Annotated in this window: 23 protein-coding genes and 1 tRNA gene; 6 read left to right on the top strand and 18 right to left on the bottom strand. The window is 67.5% G+C overall.

Annotated elements, in window-relative coordinates:
• From ACUXVE_RS14845 to ACUXVE_RS14830, 4 genes are all read right to left on the bottom strand, one after another.
• Positions 1-73: transfer RNA gene (locus ACUXVE_RS14845), tRNA-Pro, on the bottom strand.
• 56 nt (positions 74-129) lie between these two features.
• Positions 130-243, bottom strand: coding sequence for a cytochrome bd-I oxidase subunit CydX (cydX, locus tag ACUXVE_RS14840; protein WP_025876452.1), 114 nt, complete (start codon positions 241-243; stop codon positions 130-132).
• A gap of 54 nt (positions 244-297) precedes the next feature.
• The gene (gene cydB / locus ACUXVE_RS14835) at positions 298-1,452 is read right to left on the bottom strand and encodes a cytochrome d ubiquinol oxidase subunit II (RefSeq protein ID WP_222388767.1); all 1,155 of its coding nucleotides are present in this window, start codon (positions 1,450-1,452) and stop codon (positions 298-300) included.
• Positions 1,453-1,467: 15 nt separating this feature from the next.
• Positions 1,468-3,051 carry a cytochrome ubiquinol oxidase subunit I gene (locus tag ACUXVE_RS14830; protein ID WP_093821205.1) on the bottom strand — a complete coding sequence of 528 codons (1,584 nt, stop codon included), beginning with the start codon at positions 3,049-3,051 and terminating at the stop codon, positions 1,468-1,470.
• 227 nt (positions 3,052-3,278) lie between these two features.
• On the opposite strand from ACUXVE_RS14830, the gene cydD reads away from it, so the two are divergent.
• Positions 3,279-5,024 (top strand): thiol reductant ABC exporter subunit CydD, encoded by a 1,746-nt coding sequence (gene cydD, locus ACUXVE_RS14825; protein ID WP_445514685.1) that lies wholly within the window; start codon positions 3,279-3,281, stop codon positions 5,022-5,024.
• Complete coding sequence (gene cydC / locus ACUXVE_RS14820; protein ID WP_222388772.1) at positions 5,021-6,700, top strand: thiol reductant ABC exporter subunit CydC; 1,680 nt, start codon at positions 5,021-5,023, stop codon at positions 6,698-6,700. The genes cydD and cydC overlap by 4 nt, the downstream gene beginning before the upstream one ends.
• Positions 6,701-6,750: 50 nt before the next feature.
• Here cydC and ACUXVE_RS14815 read toward each other — a convergent pair whose 3' ends face one another.
• The 11 genes from ACUXVE_RS14815 to ccmA form a co-directional block, all read right to left on the bottom strand.
• Positions 6,751-7,095: a DUF1294 domain-containing protein gene (locus tag ACUXVE_RS14815; RefSeq protein WP_093821211.1), complete on the bottom strand. Its 345-nt coding sequence runs from the start codon at positions 7,093-7,095 to the stop codon at positions 6,751-6,753.
• Complete coding sequence (gene metX / locus ACUXVE_RS14810; protein ID WP_445514684.1) at positions 7,095-8,207, bottom strand: homoserine O-acetyltransferase MetX; 1,113 nt, start codon at positions 8,205-8,207, stop codon at positions 7,095-7,097. Before metX ends, ACUXVE_RS14815 begins: the two co-directional genes overlap by 1 nt.
• Positions 8,208-8,360: 153 nt before the next feature.
• Positions 8,361-9,350: a tetratricopeptide repeat protein gene (locus tag ACUXVE_RS14805; protein WP_222391131.1), complete on the bottom strand. Its 990-nt coding sequence runs from the start codon at positions 9,348-9,350 to the stop codon at positions 8,361-8,363.
• The gene (locus ACUXVE_RS14800; protein ID WP_445514683.1) at positions 9,344-9,802 is read right to left on the bottom strand and encodes a cytochrome c-type biogenesis protein; all 459 of its coding nucleotides are present in this window, start codon (positions 9,800-9,802) and stop codon (positions 9,344-9,346) included. The genes ACUXVE_RS14805 and ACUXVE_RS14800 overlap by 7 nt, the downstream gene beginning before the upstream one ends.
• Positions 9,803-9,806: 4 nt before the next feature.
• Complete coding sequence (locus ACUXVE_RS14795; protein ID WP_025876469.1) at positions 9,807-10,424, bottom strand: DsbE family thiol:disulfide interchange protein; 618 nt, start codon at positions 10,422-10,424, stop codon at positions 9,807-9,809.
• Between the two features lie 9 nt (positions 10,425-10,433).
• Positions 10,434-12,353, bottom strand: coding sequence for a heme lyase CcmF/NrfE family subunit (locus tag ACUXVE_RS14790; RefSeq protein ID WP_445514682.1), 1,920 nt, complete (start codon positions 12,351-12,353; stop codon positions 10,434-10,436).
• A complete protein-coding gene (ccmE, locus tag ACUXVE_RS14785) occupies positions 12,354-12,815 on the bottom strand; it encodes a cytochrome c maturation protein CcmE (RefSeq protein ID WP_099784807.1) in 462 nt (153 codons plus the stop codon).
• Positions 12,812-12,997, bottom strand: a complete 186-nt coding sequence (gene ccmD / locus ACUXVE_RS14780) for a heme exporter protein CcmD (protein ID WP_025876476.1) — start codon at positions 12,995-12,997, stop codon at positions 12,812-12,814. Before ccmD ends, ccmE begins: the two co-directional genes overlap by 4 nt.
• On the bottom strand, positions 12,994-13,758 hold the full coding sequence (gene ccmC / locus ACUXVE_RS14775; RefSeq protein ID WP_140225752.1) for a heme ABC transporter permease CcmC: 765 nt from the start codon (positions 13,756-13,758) through the stop codon (positions 12,994-12,996). The genes ccmD and ccmC overlap by 4 nt, the downstream gene beginning before the upstream one ends.
• A gap of 43 nt (positions 13,759-13,801) precedes the next feature.
• Complete coding sequence (gene ccmB / locus ACUXVE_RS14770) at positions 13,802-14,497, bottom strand: heme exporter protein CcmB (RefSeq protein ID WP_025876478.1); 696 nt, start codon at positions 14,495-14,497, stop codon at positions 13,802-13,804.
• Positions 14,494-15,195, bottom strand: coding sequence for a heme ABC exporter ATP-binding protein CcmA (gene ccmA, locus ACUXVE_RS14765; protein WP_088101762.1), 702 nt, complete (start codon positions 15,193-15,195; stop codon positions 14,494-14,496). Before ccmA ends, ccmB begins: the two co-directional genes overlap by 4 nt.
• Positions 15,196-15,338: 143 nt before the next feature.
• On the opposite strand from ccmA, the gene ACUXVE_RS14760 reads away from it, so the two are divergent.
• The 3 genes from ACUXVE_RS14760 (at position 15,339) to ACUXVE_RS14750 (ending at position 17,851) form a co-directional block, all read left to right on the top strand.
• Complete coding sequence (locus ACUXVE_RS14760) at positions 15,339-16,487, top strand: pyridoxal phosphate-dependent aminotransferase (RefSeq protein WP_025876480.1); 1,149 nt, start codon at positions 15,339-15,341, stop codon at positions 16,485-16,487.
• Between the two features lie 14 nt (positions 16,488-16,501).
• Positions 16,502-17,308: an amidohydrolase gene (locus ACUXVE_RS14755; protein WP_445514681.1), complete on the top strand. Its 807-nt coding sequence runs from the start codon at positions 16,502-16,504 to the stop codon at positions 17,306-17,308.
• 105 nt (positions 17,309-17,413) lie between these two features.
• Entirely contained in the window at positions 17,414-17,851 is a 438-nt protein-coding gene (locus ACUXVE_RS14750) for a hypothetical protein (RefSeq protein WP_025876484.1), read from the top strand.
• Here ACUXVE_RS14750 and ACUXVE_RS14745 read toward each other — a convergent pair.
• Together ACUXVE_RS14745 and ACUXVE_RS14740 are read right to left on the bottom strand one after the other, a co-directional pair.
• Complete coding sequence (locus ACUXVE_RS14745) at positions 17,838-18,131, bottom strand: hypothetical protein (RefSeq protein ID WP_445514680.1); 294 nt, start codon at positions 18,129-18,131, stop codon at positions 17,838-17,840. The genes ACUXVE_RS14750 and ACUXVE_RS14745 overlap by 14 nt on opposite strands.
• A 95-nt stretch (positions 18,132-18,226) precedes the next feature.
• Positions 18,227-19,354: an MFS transporter gene (locus ACUXVE_RS14740; protein ID WP_445514679.1), complete on the bottom strand. Its 1,128-nt coding sequence runs from the start codon at positions 19,352-19,354 to the stop codon at positions 18,227-18,229.
• A 90-nt stretch (positions 19,355-19,444) separates the two neighbouring features.
• Between ACUXVE_RS14740 and ACUXVE_RS14735 the strand changes: the two genes are divergently transcribed.
• Positions 19,445-20,233: an AraC family transcriptional regulator gene (locus ACUXVE_RS14735; protein ID WP_223486094.1), complete on the top strand. Its 789-nt coding sequence runs from the start codon at positions 19,445-19,447 to the stop codon at positions 20,231-20,233.
• A 63-nt stretch (positions 20,234-20,296) separates the two neighbouring features.
• Here ACUXVE_RS14735 and ACUXVE_RS14730 read toward each other — a convergent pair whose 3' ends face one another.
• Positions 20,297-21,022, bottom strand: coding sequence for a hypothetical protein (locus tag ACUXVE_RS14730; protein WP_133119351.1), 726 nt, complete (start codon positions 21,020-21,022; stop codon positions 20,297-20,299).
• Positions 21,023-21,049 lie beyond the last annotated feature (27 nt).

Here is a 21,049-nt window from a genome sequence, read left to right as displayed (position 1 = left end):
CGGGGAGACAGGATTCGAACCTGCGACCTCTACGTCCCGAACGTAGCGCTCTACCAGACTGAGCTACACCCCGAAGGAGCCGCCAAGAATACGGTGTGAAGGCCGTATCGGCAACCCTTTTTTACAGTTTCAACGCACTTCCTTGTCGGCGCGGGCGCTTTCGCGCGCTTCGAACCACATCCCGTTGAGGATGGCCACGACCGAAGCCAGGCCAGCGCCGAGAATCCAAGCGAAATACCACATGGTCAATCTCCTGTGTGCGAGGGGTGTGCCGACCCTCGGCCGGCACACGGGCAATCAGTACGCGTTGGGGTTGTCGTCCATGTCCTCGACCGTCGTCTTGCCCTTCAGCACGCGGTACACCCAGGTGGTATAGGCGAGGATGATCGGCAGGAAGATGGCCGTGGCCAGCAGCATGACCCACAGCGTGAGGTGGCTGGACGAACTGTCCCAGACGGTCAGGCTGGAGGTGGGTTGGCTGGACGACGGCAGCAGGAACGGGAAGATCGCAAAGCCGACGGTGAGGATGATGCCGGCAATGGACGCGCCCGAGGCGATGAAGGCCAGGCCGCCACGACGCGCGCGCAGCAGCACCGCGCTGGCAAGCGCACCCAGCAGGCCCAGCACCGGGAATACCAGCGTTGCCGGCATGCTGCTGTAGTTGCGCAGCCAGCCACCTGCGGCGGCCCCCAGTTCGGCGGTCTTCAGCAGCGGATTGGTCGGCCCGTCGGTCACCACCTGCGAGGTGATCTGGTAGCCCGGCAGGCCGAAGGCCACCCAGGCGCCGGCAGCGGCGAACAACACGAAGCTGATGATGGCGGCGATGCTGCCATAGCGCGCTGCACGTTCGGCCACCGGGCCGTCGGTCTTCAGCACCAGCATGGCCGCACCGTGCGACACCAGCATGGCCACGCTGATCAGGCCGGCGATGAGCGCGAACGGCGTGAGCAGGCCGAAGAACGAACCGGTGTAGGTCACGCGCAGGGTGTCATCGAAGTGGAACGGCACACCCAGCAGTACGTTGCCCACCGCGACGCCGGCAATCAGGCCCGGCAGCAGGCCACCGACGAACAGCACGCGGTCCCAGTTGTCGCGCCAGCGCTTGGACGGCAGCTTGCTGCGGTACTTGAAGCCGACCGGGCGCAGGATCAGCCCGAACAGCATCGCAAACACCGCCAGGTAGAAGCCGGAGAAGCTGACCGCATACAGCGGTGGCCATGCGGCGAAGATCGCGCCGCCACCCAGCACCAACCAGACCTGGTTGCCTTCCCAGACCGGGCCGACGGTGTTGATCACCAGCCGGCGTTCTTCATCGGTCTTTGCCACGAACGGCAGCAGCGTGCCGACGCCAAGGTCGAAACCATCCATGACGGCCCAGCCGACCAGCAGGATGCCGAGCAGCAGCCACCAGATCACGCGGAGCGTGGTGTAATCAAGTGCAATGAATTCCATCTGGATTCTCCTGCCTCAGGCCTGGCCGGGGGCAACGGCATTGGGGGAAACAGGGCGGATGTCGGCCTGCAGCGTCGGCAGGATGTCGTCCGGGCCCTTGCGGACCGCCTTCAGCATCAGCTTGATTTCGATGATCAGCAGCACCGTGTACAGGCTGGTGAACACCGCCAGCGTGGTGAGGATTTCATGCAGTGCCAGGCCCGATGCCGCGTAGAACGTGGGCAGCACGCCATCCACCGCCCACGGCTGGCGGCCATACTCGGCCACGAACCAGCCGCATTCGATCGCGATCCACGGTGCCGGCAGGCTCCACACGGCCAGCTTCAGGAACCAGCGCTTGTCCTGGAAGTTGTTGCGGCACGAGAAGTAGAAGGCCAGCGCGAAGAAGGCGATCAGGTAGAAGCCCAGCCCGGCCATGATGCGGAAGGTCCAGAACAGCGGCGCCACGCGCGGTACGGTATCCATCGCCGCCTTGGAGATTTCCTCCGGCGTCGCGTTGAGGATGTCCTCGCGGTAACGCTTCAGCAGCAGGCCATGGCCAAGGTCCTGCCAATGGCGATCGAACATCTCGCGTGCTTCGAGATCGTTCTTGTCCTTCTTCACCCGTTCCAGTGCGCCATAGGCGATCTGGCCACCGCGGATGCGGTGCTCGGCACGCTCCACCAGTTCCAGGATGCCCGGAATCGGCTGGTCCAGCGAACGGGTGGCGATCAGGCCCATCAGGTACGGGATCTTGATCGCGTAGTCGTTGGTGTGGGTGGTCTGGTTGGGAATGCCGAAGGCGGTGAAGTCGGCCGGCGCACGCTCGGTCTCCCACATCGCTTCGATCGCCGCCAGCTTCATCTTCTGGTGTTCGCTGGCGGCATAGCCGCTTTCGTCACCCAGCACCACCACCGACAGCGAGGACAGCAGGCCGAAGGCCGCGGCCACCGCGAACGAGCGGCGGGCCATGTCCCTGTGCTTGTTGCGCAGCAGGTACAGGGCGCTGATGGACATCACGAAGATCGCACCGGTCACGTAACCGGCACTGACGGTGTGCACGAACTTGGCCTGCGCCACCGGGTTCAGCAGCACCGCAGCGAAGTCGACCACTTCCATGCGCATGGTTTCCGGGTTGAACACCGCACCGGTCGGGTTCTGCATCCAGCCGTTGGCGATCAGGATCCACACCGCCGACAGGTTGGTGCCCAGCGCCATCAGCCAGGTCACGGTGAGGTGCTTGACCGGGCTCAGGCGCTTCCAGCCGAAGAAGAACAGGCCGATGAAGGTCGCTTCCAGGAAGAACGCCATCAGGCCTTCGATGGCCAGCGGCGCACCGAAGATGTCACCCACGTAATGGCTGTAGTAGGACCAGTTCATGCCGAACTGGAACTCCATCACCAGGCCGGTGGCCACGCCGATGGCGAAGTTGATGCCGAACAGGGCGCCCCAGAACAGGGTCATCTGCCGCCAGACCTGCTTGCGGGTCATGACGTACACGCTTTCCATGATGGCCACCATGAAGGACAGGCCAAGGGTGAGCGGTACGAATAGGAAGTGGTACATCGCGGTCAGAGCGAATTGCAGCCGCGACAGTTCTACGACTGTCTGATCAATCATGGCCTGGCTACCTCGTTGGATAGTGCCGTTGCAGGTGGCGGGAAGGGTGGTCTACGGGGTGAATGATGTGACCGACTACTTCAAACAGCCTTGATCCAGATCAATGTATGAACAGGTGTTCAGGGGGATCGTATGCCAACCCGATGAAGACTGCGACCGCCGGCCGCGGGGGAAGGCTGTTGCCTGGGCCTACAATGCCGTCCAATCCCTGCTGCCTGTGAAGAGCCTTGAGCGCTGCCGAACCGACTGCTGACGCCCCTGACAGGGATGATGAATCGAGCCGCCTGCGGCGTGAACGGACCGCCTGGCTGGCCGACCTGGCCCGTGCAGCGAGGGGGCGGCAGCGGCTGGCGTCGCTGTGCATCAGCGTATCCGGCGCGCTGTTGATCGGCCAGGCCGGCGCCATCGCCTGGCTGGTGCAGCAGGTGCTGGTCGAGCGCGCGCCGCTGGCCCAGGGCCTGCCGGTGCTGGGCGCGCTGGCGGTGATCCTTGTCGTGCGCACCCTGTTGGGCAGCGCTGCCCAGGCCGCAGCTGGTGACGTTGCCGACGCCGCACGGCTGTCCCTGCGCGAGCGTGTCTTCGCGCGCCTGCTCGGGCACGGTCCGTTGTGGCTGCGGCAGCGCCGCACCGGCGAACTGGGCGAGCTGATGCTGCATCACGGCGACGCTGTCGAAAATTATTACAGCGGTTTCCTGCCGGTACGCACCGAAGTGGTGGTGGTGCCGTTGTTGATCCTGGTTGCCGTGGCCTGGGTCGATTGGGTGGTTGCACTGATCCTGCTGTTCACTGCACCGCTGGTGCCGTTTTTCATGATGCTGGTGGGCTGGGGCGCCGAAGCCGCCGGACGTGCGCAGCTGGGCGAGCTGGCGCGGATGAGCGGGCACTTTGCCGATCGCATCAAGGGCCTGGGCCTGCTGCGCCTGTATGGTCGTGGGGAGGCCGAGCTGGCCGGGATCGAGGCGGCAGCCGAAGGTGTTCGCGTACGCACGATGAAGGTGCTGCGCATCGCCTTCCTGTCGTCCACCGTGCTGGAATTCTTTGCCTCGGTCAGCGTGGCGATGGTCGCGTTGTACCTGGGCCTGAGCTATCTGGGCCTGATGTCGCTGCATGCGACCGTGCCGACGCTGGGGGCGGGCCTGTTCTGCCTGCTGCTGGCACCGGAGTTCTACGCACCGTTGCGGCGCCTGGCCGCGCACTATCACGACCGCGCCAATGCACTGGCCGCCGCTGCTGAGGTGCAGCGCCTGCTGCAGGTGCTGCCGGAAGAGGAGGCCAGCACAATCGACGGCACGGTGCCGCTGGCGCCGGAGCCGGCCGAGGCCGCCCTGCCACCGCTGCAGGCGCACGGTCTGGTATTGCGTCCGTTGGGCGCTGCGCACGATGTGCTGCAGAACCTGGACCTGCAGCTGGAACCGGGCCAGCGTTTGGCCCTGGTCGGCCCCAGTGGCAGCGGCAAGAGCACGCTGCTGGAAGCGCTGGCCGGTTGGCTGCCGCCGCGTGCGGGCCGGGTGCAGCTGCGGCCGGGGCTGCAGGTGGCCTATGCCAGCCAGCGTCCCTATCTGTTTCACGGCACCATTGCCGAGAACCTGCGCCTGGCCGATCCCGGTGCCAGCGACGCGCGCCTGCGCGCCGTCGCCGAAGCCGCCCAGGTGCTGCAGTTCGCGCAGCGCCTGCCGCAGGGGCTGGATACGCTGATCGGCGAGCGCGGCTTCGGCCTGTCCGGTGGCGAAGCACGTCGCATTGGCCTGGCGCGCCTGCTGCTGCGCGATCCGCAGGTGCTGCTGCTGGACGAGCCGACCGCGTTTCTCGATGCCGAAACCGAAGCAGCGTTGCTGCGCAGCCTGGCCGCCTATGCGCGCGGACGCAGCGTGGTGGTGGCCACCCACAGCCCGGCGGTGATCGCCTGGGCCGACCGCTGCCTGCTGTTGCCCGAAGGGCGCCTGGTGGAACCGGCACAGGCGGTACGCGCATGAGCCGCTCCGCCGATTCGCTGCGCACGGTATTCCTGCGTCATCGCCCGCGCCTGCTGCTGGCAGTGCTGCTGCTGTGGACCACGATGCTGGCCGGCACCGCCCTGCTGGGCCTGTCCGGTGGCTTCCTCACTGCTGCAGCGCTGGCCGGTGCAGCGGGCCTTGGCCAGGGCTTCAATTTCTTCACTCCGTCGGCCGGCATCCGCGGGCTGACCATGGCGCGCATCGCATCGCGCTACTTCGAAAAGCTGGTCGGGCATGACGCCACCCTGCGCATCGCCCGCGACCTGCGCGTATGGTTCTTCCGCCGCGCGCTGCCACTGGCCCCGGCACGTCTGGGTGCAACCCGCACCGGCGATCTGCTGGCGCGGCTGCTGGGTGATATCGGCGAAATCGATGGCCTGCTGGTGCGTGCCATCGGCCCGTTGCTGGCGCTGGGCGCGTTGACGCTGGTGGGCGTGGGCTCGGCAGCGGTGATCCTGCCATCGGCAGCGGTGCTGCTGGCGGTATTGGCGTTGCTGATCGGCATTGGCGTGCCGTGGCTGGGCGTGAGGGGCCATGACAGCGAAGAGGCCGACCGAGCCGCACATCGCGCAGCGTTGCGCACGGCGGCATTCGAGGGGCTGGAAGGGGCGGCTGACCTGGCCGCGCTCAACGCTGCCAATGCCTGGCAGTTGAAGGTGCGGGTGGCGGCCAAGCAGGTGGCCTCGCGCGATCGTCGTCGACGCCTGCGGCTGATCGCTGCATCAACGCTGCATGGTGTGCTGGCCGGGCTCGGCCTGGTAGCGATGCTGGCACTGGCGCTGCATGCGGCCGAACAACAGCGCATCGCAGCGGAAATGGCCGCCGGGCTGGTGTTCCTGACCGTGGCGATGATCGAACTGTGGGCGGGCATGGGCCTGGCCTGGCAGTCGCTGCAATCGGGCCGCATTGCGGCCGCGCGCCTGCAGGGCATCGTCGAGCAGGCACCTTCGGTGCAGGAGCCGGTGTCGCCGCAGCCGCTGGCGCCGGCGGCGACCGTGCATTGGGACGATGTGCACTTCCAGTGGCCGGGCGCCGCACGGCCGGTGCTGCGTGGCCTGCAGCTGACGCTTGCACCGGGCGAGCGCATTGCCATCCGTGGCGACAGCGGCAGCGGCAAGACCACCCTGTCGAGCCTGCTGCTGCGGCTGTGGGATCCGCAGCAGGGGCGGCTGACCTACGGTGGCCAGGACCTGCGCGATGTCGCCCAGGCCGACTGGCACCGGCACCTTGCGTGGCTGCCGCAGAACGCGCCGGTGTTTGCCGGCAGCGTGGCCGCGAACCTGCGGCTGGGCGATCCCGAGGCCAGCGACGAAGCGTTGTGGGCGGTGCTGCAACGGGTACGGCTGGGTGAATGGGCCGAGCGCAACGGCGGCCTGCAGGCGTGGGTGGGCGAGAACGGCGCAACGATGTCGGCCGGCCAGGCGCGTCGCCTGGCGCTGGCCCGCGCGCTGCTGCGCAATGCGCCGATCCTGCTGGTGGATGAGCCCACCGAAGGCCTGGACGTGGATACCGCGCGCGCGCTGCTGCAGGACCTGCCAGCACTGCTGGAAGGGCGCAGCCTGCTGATGATCACCCACGATGACCTGCCCGCGGGTGTGGTGGATGTGCAGTACCGGTTGGTGGACGGGATGCTTGTCCGCGAACCGCTTCGGTAGATGCCGACCTTGGTCGGCATATCCACGCGTGGCGTGGATCTACAGGGCAGCTACCGCGAAAACGCGCGCAGCATCACCGCGATCGAGGCCACGTTGGCCAGCACGCATAACCAGAACACCCACTGGAACGGCGCCTTGCGATGTTTATGGCGGAACAGCGCCTGGCCGAGCAGCGCGCCGGGCCAGCCGCCGGCAAAGGCCAGCAGCTGCAGCGTGCGTTCGGGCGTCCTCTGCTGTTTTCGCTGCGCGGCGCGCTTGTCGTGCCCATACAGGCCGAACGACACCGCACTGGCCAGCACGCACCATGCGCCCAGCCAGAGCGGATACACACCGGTTGCGGTCAAGCCGATCAACGCACCGAACGCGGCCAGTGCGAGATTGCGCCGCCACGCCACTACAGTTCGTCGAGGAAGCCGCGCACGGCCGGGCCGAAACGTTCGAAGTCGACCAGGAACGCGTCATGACCCTGGGGCGATTCCAGGCCGATGAAACGCGCGTCCGCGCCACCAGCGCGCAGGCCATCGGCGACCTGTTGCTGCTGCTGTACAGGGAACAGGATGTCGGTGTTGGCGCCGATCGCCAGTGCCTTGCCGACGCGGATGCTGGCCAGTCCGGCCAGCACATCGCCATCGCCATACTCGGCCAGATCGAACCAGTCCATCGAGCGGCTCAGGTACAGATAGCAGTTGGGGTCGAAGAAGCGCACGAACCGGCGTGCATGGCCTTCCAGATAGCTCTCGACCTGGAATTCCAGGCCGAACGGATCATCGTCGGTCTGGTCAGAATCCAGCCGCACGCGACCGAAGCGGCCATCCCATTCCAGTGCCGAGCGGTAGGTGATCACGCCCAGCTTGCGTGCCATGCGCATGCCCGATTCCGGGTACGCCTCATTGTCGTAGTGGCCACCGTTCCAGCGCGGGTCCAAGCGGATTGCTTCGCGCTGCAGCGAACGGATGGCGATCGAGAACGGCAGGGCCTGCGCACTGCCGGAAATGTTGATATGGCTGCGGGCGATGCCCGGATGCAGCAGCAACACCGCCAGCGCCGTCATCCCGCCCATTGAATTGCCGATCACGCAGGCGAGCTGCTCGATGCCCAAGGCGCGCACCACGTCGATCGCTGCGCGTGCGCCGTCTTCGATCGACAGTTCCGGAAAATCCAGGCGATACAGGTCGCCGGTGGCCGGATTGATCGAGGCCGGGCCGGTGGAACCCTTGCAGCTGCCCAGCGAATTCACGCACACCACGAACCAGCGGTCGGTATCGATCGGCTTGCCGGGGCCGAGCATGGCTTCCCACCAGCCTGGCGCAGGATTGGCTTCGTTGGCCGCGGCATGCGCATCCGGCGACAGGCCGGTGACGATCAGGATCGCGTTGCTGGCGTCTGCATCCAGCGCGCCCCAGGTCTCGTAGGCCACGTGCGCGCCGTGCAGGACACCGCCGCGTTTGCATGGGAACGGCGAGGGCAGGGCATGGAAGCGGGTGCCGGGCGGAATGAATTCGGTCATGTGGGCATTCTAGCGGGGCGGCGTGTGCAGCTGGCGACACGCTGGTTTCCATCAACCGGCTGTGCTTGGATCGGCCGGGCATGGCCCGGCGCTACCGGTGGTGCGCGTGGGTAGCGCCGGGCCATGCCCGGCGAGCGCAGCGGCGCGTGTACGTTACGGGAACTGCAGTTCAACCACACCGTCATGCGGCAGGGTGACCTTGACCGGGGCGGTCTGCAGGTCGTCTTCGCTGCGGTTGGCGCTGCCGCTGCGCGAAATGCGCGCCAGTACTTCCACTTCGCGATGTGCCGACAACGGTGCGGTCGGCATCGGGCTGTCGCCGTCGCCGAGGCCGACCGTTGCAGGAAAGCCGGCCAGGGGCAGCTTGCGTGCAGCCACCGGCATCGGCGGGCCGCCCACCGCGCGCGCCAGCACGAAGACCTGGGTGCTGGCCGGCCAGTCACCCGCTTTCAACGATGCGGGCAGCTGCACCCGTACCTGCAGCAGCGCGGGGGCAGCTGCCGGCGCGTGCGACGGCTGGCCGGCCGCCTCGCGGGCGATGGCGATCTGCGCCTGCAGCGCCTGCGCGGCACCCGGCTCCAGGCGTGGCAGCAGCGTGCTCCAGAGTTCGGCGGCCTCGGCATTGCGGCCCCGCTGGCGCAGGGCAATGCCAAGGAGCCAGCTTGCGCGCTCGGCCTCGGGCGACAAGGTGCGCGCGCGTTGCAGCCATGCCAGCGCGGTGTCATCGAACTGCTTGCCGGGATCGGCCTGGGCGCGCGCCTGCGCGGCCTCGACCAGCACGCCCGGTTCGTCCGGTGCCAGTGCTGCGGCGCGGTTGAAGGCGTCGGCCGCGGCGGCGGCATTGCCAAGCTCGGCCTGCGAACGACCCAGCAGCGCCCAGCCATCCGCACGTTGCGGGTCACGCTGCAGCGCCTGCTGCAGCGCCTCGACACCGTCGCGCAACGTAGCGACCGAAGGCGCAGGCTGGACCTGTGCGGCGCGGGGATTGCCGACCAGCAGGTACAGGCAGGCGCCGGCCACGCCCAGTGTCAGCATTCCCAGCACGAAACTGCGGCGGCCTTGCCGGCGCAGCGGCCACAGCACCACGGCCGCCATCAGCGCTGCGGCCACTGCGGCAACCATCGGCAACCAGTGCATCACCAGTCCTCTCCCTCGGCAGGGTCCGCTGCAGCGGATGCATCCATCTGCCGGCTGCGGCGACGGACGATGGCCGTCACCACCAGCGCGCCGCCACCCAGTACCAGCAGCGGACCGCCCCACAGCAGCCAGGTGCCCGGTTGCAGTGGCGGTTGATAGAGCACGAACTCGCCATAGCGGGCGACCAGGAACTGCTTGATCGCGGCGTCGTCGAGGCCCTGCTGCATCAACTGCAGCACTTCACGGCGCAGATCCTGCGCGATCTGCGCATTGGAATCGGCCAATGACTGGTTCTGGCACTGCACGCAGCGCAACTGCGCAGCCAGGTCGTGGAAGCGCGCTTCCTCGGCTGCATCGCGGAACATCAGCGGCCGCGCATCATGCACCGGTTGTTGGGCGAGGCCGGAGTTTGGCAGCGCCAGGGTCATCGCCAGCAGCAGCGGCAGCAGCCAGCGCATGCGCTTACGGCGAGGCGTGCAGGGTGTTGCCAGCATCGCCCTGGGCCTTTTCAAGCTTTTCCAGCGCCGGAATCAACTTCTCATCGACCACCTGCTGGGTCATCGCGCCGCTGTACTTCCAGCGTACGATGCCACTGCCGTCTACCAGGAAGGTCTCCGGTGCTGCCGTTACACCCCAGTCGATGGCGGTGCGGCCTTCGATGTCGCTCAACACGACCATGAACGGGTTGCCCAGCTGTTCCAGCCAGTGCAGCGCGTCGGTCGGTTCATCCTTCCAGTTGTAGCCGATCACGCGTACGCGCTTGCTCTCGGCGAAGCGGGTCAGTACCGGATGTTCTTCACGGCAGGCCGCGCACCAGCTGCCCCAGACGTTGAGCAGGTACGGCGCGCCACGCAGCTCCTCGCTGCGCACGATCATCTGCGGGTCATGCAGCACCGGCAGCGCGAACGCCGGCGCCGGCTTGTCGATCAATGCCGAGGGCAGCACGTCGCGCTGCGGATCGCCCGATTTCATCACCCCGTAGATCATCAGGCCGAGCAGGCCGAAGAAGAACAGGACGCCGATCACGATGGCTACCGGCGGCAGCGGGCGGGAAGGGCGTGGGGCGGGTGACTCGGACATGGGGAACTCCTACGGACGACGAAAGCGGCGATCGGCAGCGGTGATGAATCCGCCCAGGGCCATCAACAGCGCGCCCAGCCAGATCCAGCGCACGAAGGGCTTGATGTGCACCCGTACCGCCCATGCATTGTTGCCCAGCGGCTCGCCCAATGCCACGTAGACATCACCGCTGAGTCGTGCATCGATGCCTGCTTCGGTCATCACCTGGCCGCCGCTGGCGTACTGGCGCTTCTCCGGATGCAGAAGGGCCAGTTCGCGACCATCGCGCAGCACCCGCAAATGGCCGCGATCAGCGATGAAATTGGGGCCTTCGCGGTGGTCCACGCCTTCGAAGCGCACTTCGTGGCCGGCAACCACTACCTGCTGGCCCGGTGACAGTGCCACTTCGCGCTGCACGTTCAATGCTTCCACCAGCAGCGCGCCGGCCAGGAACACCGCTACACCGGCATGGGCGACGATCATGCCAAGCATTTCGGCAGTGAAGCGGCCATTGCCACGCAGGCGCTGCCAGACCAACCGGGCGGTGCCCAGCCCAACCCAGGCCGCAGCCGCAACGCCGATGCCGGCCTTCCAGCCATTCTGCGGCGCCTGCCACCAGGCCCAGGCGCCTAGCAGCACAGCCAGGCCCGCCCATGGCAACAGCAATGCCAGTGCGCGCGAAGGTTGGTCGCGCTGCCACTTCACCAGCGGACCGAACGGCAGCAGCATCACCATCGGTGCCATCAGCAGCAGGAACAGGCTGCCGAAGTACGGGGGGCCCACCGAGATCTTGCCCAGCGACAGCGCATCGGCCAGCAGTGGGTAGAGGGTGCCCAGCAGGACCATCGCGCAGGCGCTGGCCAGCAGCAGGTTGTTGGCCAGCAGCAGGGTTTCGCGCGAGGTCGCGGTGAAGCCACGGCGCGGATCACCGGCATCCACGGCCAGCCGCGGCGCACGCAGCGCATACAGCAGCAGGCTGCCGCCCACCAGCACCGACAGGAAGATCAGGATGAACAGCCCACGCGAGGGGTCGGCCGCGAACGAATGCACGCTGGTCAGCACGCCGGAGCGCACCAGGAAGGTGCCCAGCAGCGACAGCGCGAACGCCGCGATGGCCAGCAGCAGCGTCCAGCTGCCGAAGGTGCCGCGCTTTTCGGTGACTGCCTGCGAATGGATCAGCGCCGCGCCGACCAGCCATGGCATGAAGCTGGCGTTCTCGACCGGGTCCCAGAACCACCAGCCGCCCCAGCCCAGCTCGTAGTACGCCCACCAGCTGCCCAGTGCGATGCCCAGCGTGAGGAAGCCCCAGGCGACATTGGTCCAGGGCCGCGTCCAGCGTTGCCAGCGTGCATCGACGCGGCCTTCCAGCAGTGCCGCCACGGCGAAGGCGAACGGCACCGCGAAGCCGACGTAGCCCAGGTACAGCATGGGCGGATGGATGATCAGCCCCGGATCCTGCAGCAGCGGATTGAGGTCACGGCCTTCCAGCGGTACCGGGTTCAAGCGCAGGAATGGATTGGAGGTGAAGATCAGGAAGGCGAGGAAGCCGACGCTGACCACCCCCATCACTGCCAGCACGCGCGCCTGCACCGGCGCCGGCAGGTGGCGCGAGAACAGCGCCACTGCACCGGTCCACAGCGCCAGCACCAGCGCCCACATCAGCAGCGAGCCTTCGTGCGCCCCCCACACCGCCGAATAGCGGTAGATCAACGGCAGCAGTGAATTGGAATTCTCGGCGACGTAGCGCACCGAGAAATCCTGTTGCACGAAGGCCGCCGTCAGTACGGCGAAGGCGCCGGCCAGCAGCACCAGCTGGGCAAAGGCCGCCGGGCGGGCAACGGCCATCCATGCGTCATTGCCGCGCTGCGCGCCCACCAGTGGCAGCACCGCCTGTAGCAGTGAAGCCAGCAACGCGCACAGCAGGAGGATCTGACCGAATTCGGGAAGCACTCAGCGCACCTCGGGCGCCGTGACCGGCACATCGTGCTTGCGATGCGCATCGCCCATCTTGTCGGCCACTTCCTTGGGCACGTAGTTCTCATCGTGCTTGGCCAGCACCTCGTCGGCGACGAAGGTGCCGTCCTGCAGGCGACCGCTGGCGACCACGGCGGTCCCCTCGCGGAACATGTCCGGCAGGATGCGGTCGGTACTGACCGGCAGCGTCGCATCACCGTCGGTGACCACGAAGTGGGCCTGCAACGAGCCGCTGGGTCGATCGAAGGACCCCTTCACCACCATGCCGCCCAGGCGGAAGCGCGACTGCGCATCCACGTCCCCGCGCAGTACTTCCGAAGGGGTGTACAGGTAGGCGATGTTGCGCTGCAGGGCGAAGGCCACCAGCGTGGTGGCCAGCCCGGAGGCCAGCAACAGCAGGAGCACCCAGATCATGCGGCGTCGCTGTACCGGCGTCATCGGCTGAGCTCGGTGGCCAGCGGTGCCGGTGCCGACGCGTTGCCACGCGCCTGCAACCGCTGCTGGCGGCGTTGCGCCAGCTGTCGGGCGCTGCGCAGGCGCAGCCACGAGCCCAGCGCATCGCAGGCCAGCACCAGCAGGAACACCGCGAAGGCGGCGATGAGGTAGGGCAGGTGGGTCACCGCCGTGCCTCCCCATCCGCGATGCCGAAGCGCTCGCCGATCCAGGCCTTGCCGGCCTCGCGCGCGATGTTGTCGGCACGCGCCTTGGCCAGCAGCGAGCCGACGAACCACAGCTTGGTGGCCACCACCATCCACCACAGCGGGGCGATCAGTTCCGGCCGCACGGCGTTCTCGCCGAACACGTTGATCGACTGGCGCTGGTGCAGCGCGCCCCACCAGTCCACCGAATAGCGGATGATCGGCAGCAGGCCCACGCCGACGATGGCCAGCAGGCCGGCCGCGCGTGCGGCGCTGCGGCGGTCTTCGATGGCGTGGTACAGGCCGATCACGCCCAGGTACAGGAACAGCAGGATCAGCTCGCTGGTCATGCGCGGGTCCCAGTCCCACCAGGTGCCCCAGGTGCCCTTGCCCCAGATGCTGCCGGTCAGCAGGGTGATCAGGGTGAAGCCGGCGCCCATCGGCGCACAGGCCATCGCCAGGATCTCGCAGATCTTGATGCGCCAGATCAGCGCGATGGCGGCGTAGGCAGCCATCAGCGCGAACACGAACAGGCTCATCCAGGCGCTGGGTACATGGATGTAGATGATGCGGAAGGCGTCGTGCTGGTTTTGTTCCGGCGGTGCCACGAACAGGCCCTGCCACAGGCCGATCAGCAGCACCGGAACCGCCGCGGCGTAGAACACGCGGGACCAGCGTGCGGCGAAACGATCGAAGGTCGGGGGCGAACCGAGTTGATGGAACCAGCGGACGATCGGATTCATGCGTGGCGGCTATCCAGCAGGGGTGGATTGGCTCTCAGCTCGGTCAACTCAGAGAAATACGGATCGCAGCAGCGGTGGCCAGCGGTGCCAGCACCAGGGCGATCACCAGACCGGCGCCCAGCATCAGCAGCGCACCGACCGGATCCTGCCCGCGGCTGGCTGCCGCCAGGCTGCCGGCACCGAAGACAAGCACCGGTACGTACAACGGCAACGACAGCAACGCCACGAGAATACCAGAGCGCCGGATGCCGACGGTCAGTGCAGCAACCACGCCACCGATCAGGCTCAACAAGGGTGTTCCCAGCAGCAACGATGCCAGCAACATCGGCAGCTGGTCATGCGGCAGATGCAGCATTTCCGCCAGCAACGGGCTCAGCAGGATCAGTGGCAGGGCGGTGGTCGCCCAATGCAGCAGCACCCGCACCAGCACCAGCCACGCCAGTGGCACCGGCGCCAGCAGCCATTGTTCGAGCGAACCGTCTTCGGCGTCGGAGCGGAACAGCGAATCCAGCGCCAGCTGCCCGGCCAGCAGTACCGCCAACCACAGCACCGCACCGGCGGTGGCGGCCAGCGGCTGCGGGTCCCGGCCCTGGGCCAGTGCGAACAGCACCACCACCAGCAGGGCGAACAGAACCGGCTGCAGGGCATCGCCGCGACGCCGCCAGAGCAGGCGCAGGTCGCGCGCAATCAGCGCGCGGGCGGTCTGCCACAGGCCCGGTTCAGTGCCTGGCGCGATCATGCTTCACCCCCCAGATCGAGCTGGCGGGTGCGAACCGGCGGGGCCGCATAGGCGCCATGCGTGGTGACCAGGGCGGCGCCGCCACTGCGCAGGTGTGCGGAAATCATCCGGTTGACCAGGTTGATGCCCTCCAGGTCGAGGTTGGCATAGGGTTCGTCGAGCAGCCACAGCGGTGCCGGCGACAACCAGATGCGGGCCAGCGCAAGCCGCCGCTTCTGTCCGGCCGACAGGTGCCGCACCAGGGTGTCCTCGTAGCCGGCCAGGCCGACGATGGCCAGCGCATTGCCCGGCATCTGCCGTGCGCGGCGGCCGTGCAGGCCGCAGAGGAAATGCAGGTTCTCCAGCGTGTCCAGGTCCGGCTTCAGCGCCGGCAGGTGGCTGAGGTAGGCGACATAGCGCGCACGCTCGGCGTTGCTGGCCGGCCTGCCGTCGATCAGCACCTGGCCCGCGCCCGGGCGCGCCAGGCCCGACAGCACGCGCAGCAGGGTGGTCTTGCCGGCACCGTTGCCGCCCTGCACCAGCAGCGCCTCGCCGGCATCCACATGGAAGTCCAGCGGGCCGAACACCGGCTCGTCATTGCGGGAGAAGCTCAGGCCGCTGGCGGCCAGCAATGCAGGGGTGTTCAAGGCGCAGGGGTCTTCATGCGGGAGTGCGGCAGCAATTGTAGCGGTGAATGTGACCCGGTAGCGCCGGGCCATGCCCGGCGAGCGCGCAGCGCGGCTTGCCATCGGTGCGGCATGTGCAAAGAGCCGCCGGGTATGACCCGGCGCTACCGTCGGCGCCGCAGGCCGGGTCGGGATTTCGTACACTTCCAGCCCTTGTTTCCCCACAGCCCAGGCCGATGCAACCGAACACCAAGCTGCCCAAGGTCGGTACCACGATCTTCACCGTGATGTCCCAGCTCGCCGCCGAACACGGCGCGGTCAACCTCGGCCAGGGGTTCCCGGATTTCTCCGCGCCGCAGCGCCTGATCGACGAGACCAGCAAGGCGATGGCCGCCGGCCTGAACCAGTACCCGCCGATGACCGGCGTGGCACCGCTGCGCCAGGCCATCGCGCAGAAGTCGCTGGACCTGTACGGCGCGACGATCGATCCAGACACCGAGATCACCGTCACCAGCGGCGCCACCGAGGCGATCTTCAACGCCATCCACGCCGTGGTGCGTGCCGGCGAGGAAGTGATCGTGCTCGACCCGGCCTACGACTGCTATGAACCGGCGATCGAACTGGCCGGCGCCACCGCCGTGCACGTGCCGCTGGACCCGCAGACCTTCGCGGTGGACTGGGACCGCGTGCGCGCGGCGATCACCCCGCGCACCCGCCTGCTGATGGTCAACACCCCGCACAACCCGTCCGGCGCGATGCTGGACGAGGCCGACATGCAGGCGCTGGCCGATGTACTGCGCGGCACGCAGATCTACCTGATTTCCGATGAGGTGTACGAGCACATCATCTACGACGGCCGTCGCCACGAATCGGCGCTGCGCTACCCGGAACTGCGCGAGCGCACCTTCGTCATCTCCAGCTTCGGCAAGACCTATCACTGCACCGGCTGGAAGATCGGCTATGCGGTGGCGCCAGCGGCGATGACCGCCGAGTTCCGCAAGGTGCACCAGTACAACACCTTCACCAGCTTCGGCCCGGCGCAGTACGGTTTCGCCGCGATGATCCGCGACGAGCCGCAGCATCATCTGGAACTGGGCGCGTTCTATGAAGCCAAGCGCGACCGTTTCCGCGAGCAGCTGGCCGGTACCCGCCTGAAGGCGCTGCCGGTGCCGGGCGGCTACTTCCAGCTGGTCGACTATTCGGCCATCAGTGACCTGCCGGACCACGAGTTCGTGAAGTGGCTGACCATCGAGAAGGGCGTCACCGCCATTCCGCTGTCGCCGTTCTACGAAACCGCGCCGGTCGGCCAGCGCCTGGTGCGCCTGTGCTTCGCCAAGAACGAGGCCACCCTGGACGCGGCGATCGAACGCCTGCGCCTGCTGTGAGCGGAGGAGACAGCATGCAGGACCTGCGCATTTCCCTCGTCCAGGGCGACACCCGCTGGCACGACCCGGCCGGCAACCGCGAGTACTACGGTGCACTGCTGGCGCCGCTGGCCGGCACCACCGATCTGGTGATCCTGCCGGAAACCTTCACCAGTGGTTTCTCCAATGAGGCGATCGCCCAGGCCGAAGGCATGGAGGGCCCGACCGTGGCGTGGGTGCGCGCGCAGTCCAAGGCCGTGAATGCGGCAGTGGTCGGCAGCGTGCAGCTGCGCGATGGCGAGGGCGTCTACAACCGCCTGCTGTTCGCCACCCCCGATGGTGGCTTGCAGTACTACGACAAGCGCCACCTGTTCCGTTACGGCGGCGAGCACGAGCGCTACGCCGCCGGCCGCGACCGGTTGTGCGTGGAATGGAAGGGCTGGCGGATCAATCCGCAGGTCTGCTATGACCTGCGTTTCCCGGTGTTCTGCCGCAACCGCTACAACGTCGAGCGTGTTGAGCAGCTGGACTTCGACCTGCAGATCTTCGTCGCCAACTGGCCTTCCGCGCGCGCCTACGCGTGGAAGACCCTGCTGCGTGCGCGCGCGATCGAGAACCTGTGTTTCGTCGCTGCGGTCAACCGCGTAGGCGTGGATGGCAACCAGCTGCATTACGCTGGCGACAGCGCGGTCATCGACTTCCTCGGCCAGCCGCAGGTGGAGATCCGCGAGCGCGAGCAGGTGGTGACCACCACCATCTCCGCCGACGCCCTGGCCTCGCATCGTGCACGCTTCCCGGCCATGCTCGATGCCGATGCCTTCCATCTGGATGTGCAGGCCTGATACGGCGGCTGAACGCTTCCCGCCCCATCGCGCGCGCCTGCATCCAACGTGCACGCGCGCGCTGCTAGATTCGCCCACATTCCGACCGATGTGGATGTTCTGCCGATGAATACCAAGCCGTTTGCCCTGCTGCTGGCGCTCGCCGCAGCGTCTCTGGCCCCGACCGCGCAGGCCGGTGGCAACCTTGACTGCCAGCTGCGCTACAACCTGTCCGGCTGGTCACTGATCTACAAGACCGCCTCGGGCAACGGCACCATCCACTGCACCAACGGTTCCAGCATGCCGGTGCGGATCCAGCTGAAGGGCGGCGGCCTGACCGTTGGCAAGTCGAAGATCACCGATGGCCGTGGCAGCTTCACCGGCGCCAGCAGCGTCGGCGAGCTGCTGGGCACCTACGCCTCGGTCGGCGCGCATGCCGGTGCGGTGAAGTCCAGCAACGCGCAGGTAATGACCAAGGGCGATATCTCGCTGGCCCTGTCCGGTACCGGCAAGGGCTGGGACCTGGGTGTGGACGGCGCGGCGTTCACCATCAGCCGGCGTTGAGGCGGGAGCGCTCCCCGGCTTCCCAGCTGATGCGGATGTAGTGCTGCTCGGCGTCGCTGGGCAGCCGTTCGACACTGAAGCGGTTCTCCAGCAGTTGCTCGACGACGCCGTCGACGAGGCGCTCGCTGGCCAGCGCCTTGTTGAAGCCGAACACGATGTAACGGCGGCCGTTTTCCGGGCCGACCTGGATCGATTTGTCCAGATCCCTGTAGTACTGCTCGATCGGTCGAGTGGCGGCGTCAGCGTTTGCGCGGGCCTGTTCTGCGGTGATGGTGATCATCGGCATCTGCGTGGTTGCGAAGTACACGCACCATAGCCAGCGCTGCCGCGCGGTTTCCGGCAGTGGCGCACAGTGCAGGGCGTTTGCAGCAATTCCTAGGCCAGCGCGCTCCGCGGACGCAGCAACCACAGCGCCAGCAGTGCACAGGCGATGATGGATGGCGCCAGCATCTGCAGTGCGCCGACAACGGCCATCGCCGCGCCGATCAGCAGGTAGTAGAGCAGGCCGAACAGGGCGCCGGCACTGCCCAGGCAGTGTGCATAGCCGCGTAGTGCCTGCCCGAGCACATTGGGGATGGCCAGGCCGAATCCCGCCACGACCGGCAGCATCGCCATCACCATGACCGGTTGCCCGCGCAGCAGCGCGGCCAGGACACCACCGGCCAGTACCAGCGATGCCGCGATGCGGATGCGCGTCAACGCAGGGACGCTGGCACGCAACAGGCGGCCATTGGCCCACGCGCCCAACGCCGAACCCAGCGCCAGCACCGCACCGCTGGCGCCGAACCAGCTGGCCGGCCAGTGCAGGCGTGCGAACACGAACGGCCCCAGCGCGTACCAGCTGTACATGGCCACGTTGAAGGCCATGACCAGCAGCGCGTGCGACCAGATCCAACGGTCGCCCAGCAGTTGCCGCAGCAGGGGCCGCAGCGGTACGGGCGCGATCTGCGCGGGCCGGCTTTCACGCAGCCCGGTTACGCAGCCCAGCATCAGCAATGCAGCGATCAGCAGCAGGCCGGCCTGCACGCCGGCATAGCCATCGGCAGCGACCAGCAGCGAGCCCAGTGCCAGCCCGATCGCCGGGCTCAGCGCCAGCGCCATGCCAATCCAGGAGAACGCCTGCGCCAGCGCGGGCCCTTCAAGGTGGTCGCGCAGCACGGTCTGGGTCACCACCGAGGCGGCGGCGGCGCCCAGGGCGGCCAGCATCTGCGCAGCCAGCACCTGGCCGAACGTGCCGGCCGCCAATCCGCCCAGTGCCGCCAGCACGAAAACGCACAGGCCACCCAGCAGGGCGGGGCGACGGCCAACGCGGTCGGCCAGCCTTCCCCACAGCAGGACGCCCAGCGCGAACCCCAGCAGGTACAGGCTCATCGCCTGGCTGGCAGCGCTGGCCGGCAGGGTGAAGCGTTGCGCCAGATCGGCCAGCGCCGGGCTGTACAGGGTCTGCGCCAGCTGCGGAAACATCAGCAGCGCAATGGTGAGGGACAGCAGGCGAGGCGACATCGGCGCGCTCCGGAAACAGGGGCGCGCATTGTCGTGGCCGTGCTGATGGCGCACTCTAGTGATTACGACAGTAGATGGATGAAATCGGACATGGCGTGGCTGCAGCCCGACGCTCGCTTCGATGCCGATGCCTGGAGCGCCCCGGTGATCGGTATCGCTGCCACGCTGGCCGAGCATGACTCCGGTTGGCACCAGCACGCACGTTCGCAACTGCTGTACACGCGCGCCGGTTGCACGCGGCTGACGTTCGGCGATCGCATCAGCCTGTTGCCGCCATCGCGCGCGGCGTGGATTCCGGGTGGTCTGCTGCACCGCGCGCAGATGCGACAGGCGGTGGACTATCGGTCGCTGTACTTCGATGCCACGCTGTCGGCGCAGTTGCCGCAGCAGCCGGCAATCATTGGTGTCGGTCCCCTGCTGCAGGCGCTGCTGGAGCCGATCGCGCAGGCGCCGTTCGCACATGACTGGCAAGCGCCGCGAGCGGGGCATCAACTGGCGCTGTGCGTGCTTGAGATTGCCGCTGCGCCGGTGGAGCCGATGCAGCTGCCATTACCGCGCGACCCGCGCATCGCCCGCTGCCTGCCGGTGGCCGAGCAGCTGCCGCCCGAACTGGGCGAGCTGGCCCAGCGCAGCGGACTGAGCGTGCGTACGATCGGGCGCCTGATGCAACGCGATACCGGCATGGGCTACCAGGCGTGGCGTCAGCAATGGCGGTTGATGCGGGCCATGGAACTGCTGCTGCTCGGCCATCGTGTCGCGCACGTGGCGCTGGAACTTGGATTCTCGGCAGAGAGTCCGTTCATCGCCTTCTTCCGCAGCATGGTCGCGACCACGCCTGCGGCGTTCCAGCGCGCCGAAAGCGCTCGAGCGGCAGGGTGAGAGTGCAGTGGTCGCGGCCGAACGCGGGGAAGCGGACGCACGGGCCCGGCTTCCGTCGCCGGTCTACTGCTGGGCCATCAGCCAGGCCAATGTGCCGCGATGTGGTTCGGGCACGGTGCTGGACGCGGCATCGAGCAGCATCAGCGATGCCCAGCAGACGTCGGCAGCCGGTGCGGTGTCCATCCGCGGCAGTACCGCCATGGCCCGCGCGCGCGTGCTTTCGTCAGCCATCGAGGCGAGCAGGGCCTCGGTCGCCTCGGCAATCTGCTGTTCAGTGGCAGGGGTTGCGGGTCGCTGTTCGAGCTCGGCGAGGCTGGCCTGGTAGCTCATCTCGAACCAGAAATCGATGTCCTGCGACGGACGCTTCTCCAGTTCGTTGAACAAGGTCCTGCCTACCTGCGCAATGTCCGACGCCGTGGTAGCGCGGGCGATCAGTGCGCATTTCTCTACCGGCATTCCGCGCAGCATTGCGGCCAGCAGCTGCGCACGCCGCTCCAGCATGGGGCGGGGCAGGCGGCCGATGCCATCCAGTGCAAGCTGTGCACCGGCGACAGCAGCCTTGTCCTTGCTACCGGCCTGCTTGATGCGGGTGAGATAGCGCTCATCGACAATCAGCCGACGCAGCATGCGGTCGGCCGGATCGTGCAGGGCCGAAGATTTCGGCCAGGGGTTCTGCGTGGCGGCGATTTCCTGCTTGAGCCGGTCGGCAGCGCGTTCGCAGCCGCCGACCAGCAACAGAGCCACCAGCACGGCGCCGATGCGGGCGCCGAGGGACAACATCCGTGTCATCGCTGTGTCCTTCATTGAAGGTGGAGA

Source organism: Stenotrophomonas sp. 3(2025) (genome assembly GCF_052665395.1).
The sequence above is the reverse complement of the archived record's forward strand: the minus strand, read 5'-3'. Positions and strand labels throughout refer to the sequence as shown.

Bases quoted from the DNA above. Each gene is read 5' to 3' on its own strand.
- cydX (WP_025876452.1), bottom strand. From the start codon at position 243: ATGTGGTATTTCGCTTGGATTCTCGGCGCTGGCCTGGCTTCGGTCGTG.
- cydB (WP_222388767.1), bottom strand. From the start codon at position 1,452: ATGGAATTCATTGCACTTGATTACACCACGCTCCGCGTGATCTGGTGG.
- ACUXVE_RS14830 (WP_093821205.1), bottom strand. From the start codon at position 3,051: ATGATTGATCAGACAGTCGTAGAACTGTCGCGGCTGCAATTCGCTCTG.
- cydC (WP_222388772.1), top strand. From the start codon at position 5,021: ATGAGCCGCTCCGCCGATTCGCTGCGCACGGTATTCCTGCGTCATCGC.
- metX (WP_445514684.1), bottom strand. From the start codon at position 8,207: ATGACCGAATTCATTCCGCCCGGCACCCGCTTCCATGCCCTGCCCTCG.
- ACUXVE_RS14800 (WP_445514683.1), bottom strand. From the start codon at position 9,802: ATGCGCTGGCTGCTGCCGCTGCTGCTGGCGATGACCCTGGCGCTGCCA.
- ACUXVE_RS14795 (WP_025876469.1), bottom strand. From the start codon at position 10,424: ATGTCCGAGTCACCCGCCCCACGCCCTTCCCGCCCGCTGCCGCCGGTA.
- ccmE (WP_099784807.1), bottom strand. From the start codon at position 12,815: ATGACGCCGGTACAGCGACGCCGCATGATCTGGGTGCTCCTGCTGTTG.
- ccmC (WP_140225752.1), bottom strand. From the start codon at position 13,758: ATGAATCCGATCGTCCGCTGGTTCCATCAACTCGGTTCGCCCCCGACC.
- ccmB (WP_025876478.1), bottom strand. From the start codon at position 14,497: ATGATCGCGCCAGGCACTGAACCGGGCCTGTGGCAGACCGCCCGCGCG.
- ccmA (WP_088101762.1), bottom strand. From the start codon at position 15,195: ATGGCCCGGCGCTACCGGGTCACATTCACCGCTACAATTGCTGCCGCA.
- ACUXVE_RS14760 (WP_025876480.1), top strand. From the start codon at position 15,339: ATGCAACCGAACACCAAGCTGCCCAAGGTCGGTACCACGATCTTCACC.
- ACUXVE_RS14755 (WP_445514681.1), top strand. From the start codon at position 16,502: ATGCAGGACCTGCGCATTTCCCTCGTCCAGGGCGACACCCGCTGGCAC.
- ACUXVE_RS14750 (WP_025876484.1), top strand. From the start codon at position 17,414: ATGAATACCAAGCCGTTTGCCCTGCTGCTGGCGCTCGCCGCAGCGTCT.
- ACUXVE_RS14745 (WP_445514680.1), bottom strand. From the start codon at position 18,131: ATGATCACCATCACCGCAGAACAGGCCCGCGCAAACGCTGACGCCGCC.
- ACUXVE_RS14740 (WP_445514679.1), bottom strand. From the start codon at position 19,354: ATGTCGCCTCGCCTGCTGTCCCTCACCATTGCGCTGCTGATGTTTCCG.
- ACUXVE_RS14735 (WP_223486094.1), top strand. From the start codon at position 19,445: ATGGCGTGGCTGCAGCCCGACGCTCGCTTCGATGCCGATGCCTGGAGC.
- ACUXVE_RS14730 (WP_133119351.1), bottom strand. From the start codon at position 21,022: ATGACACGGATGTTGTCCCTCGGCGCCCGCATCGGCGCCGTGCTGGTG.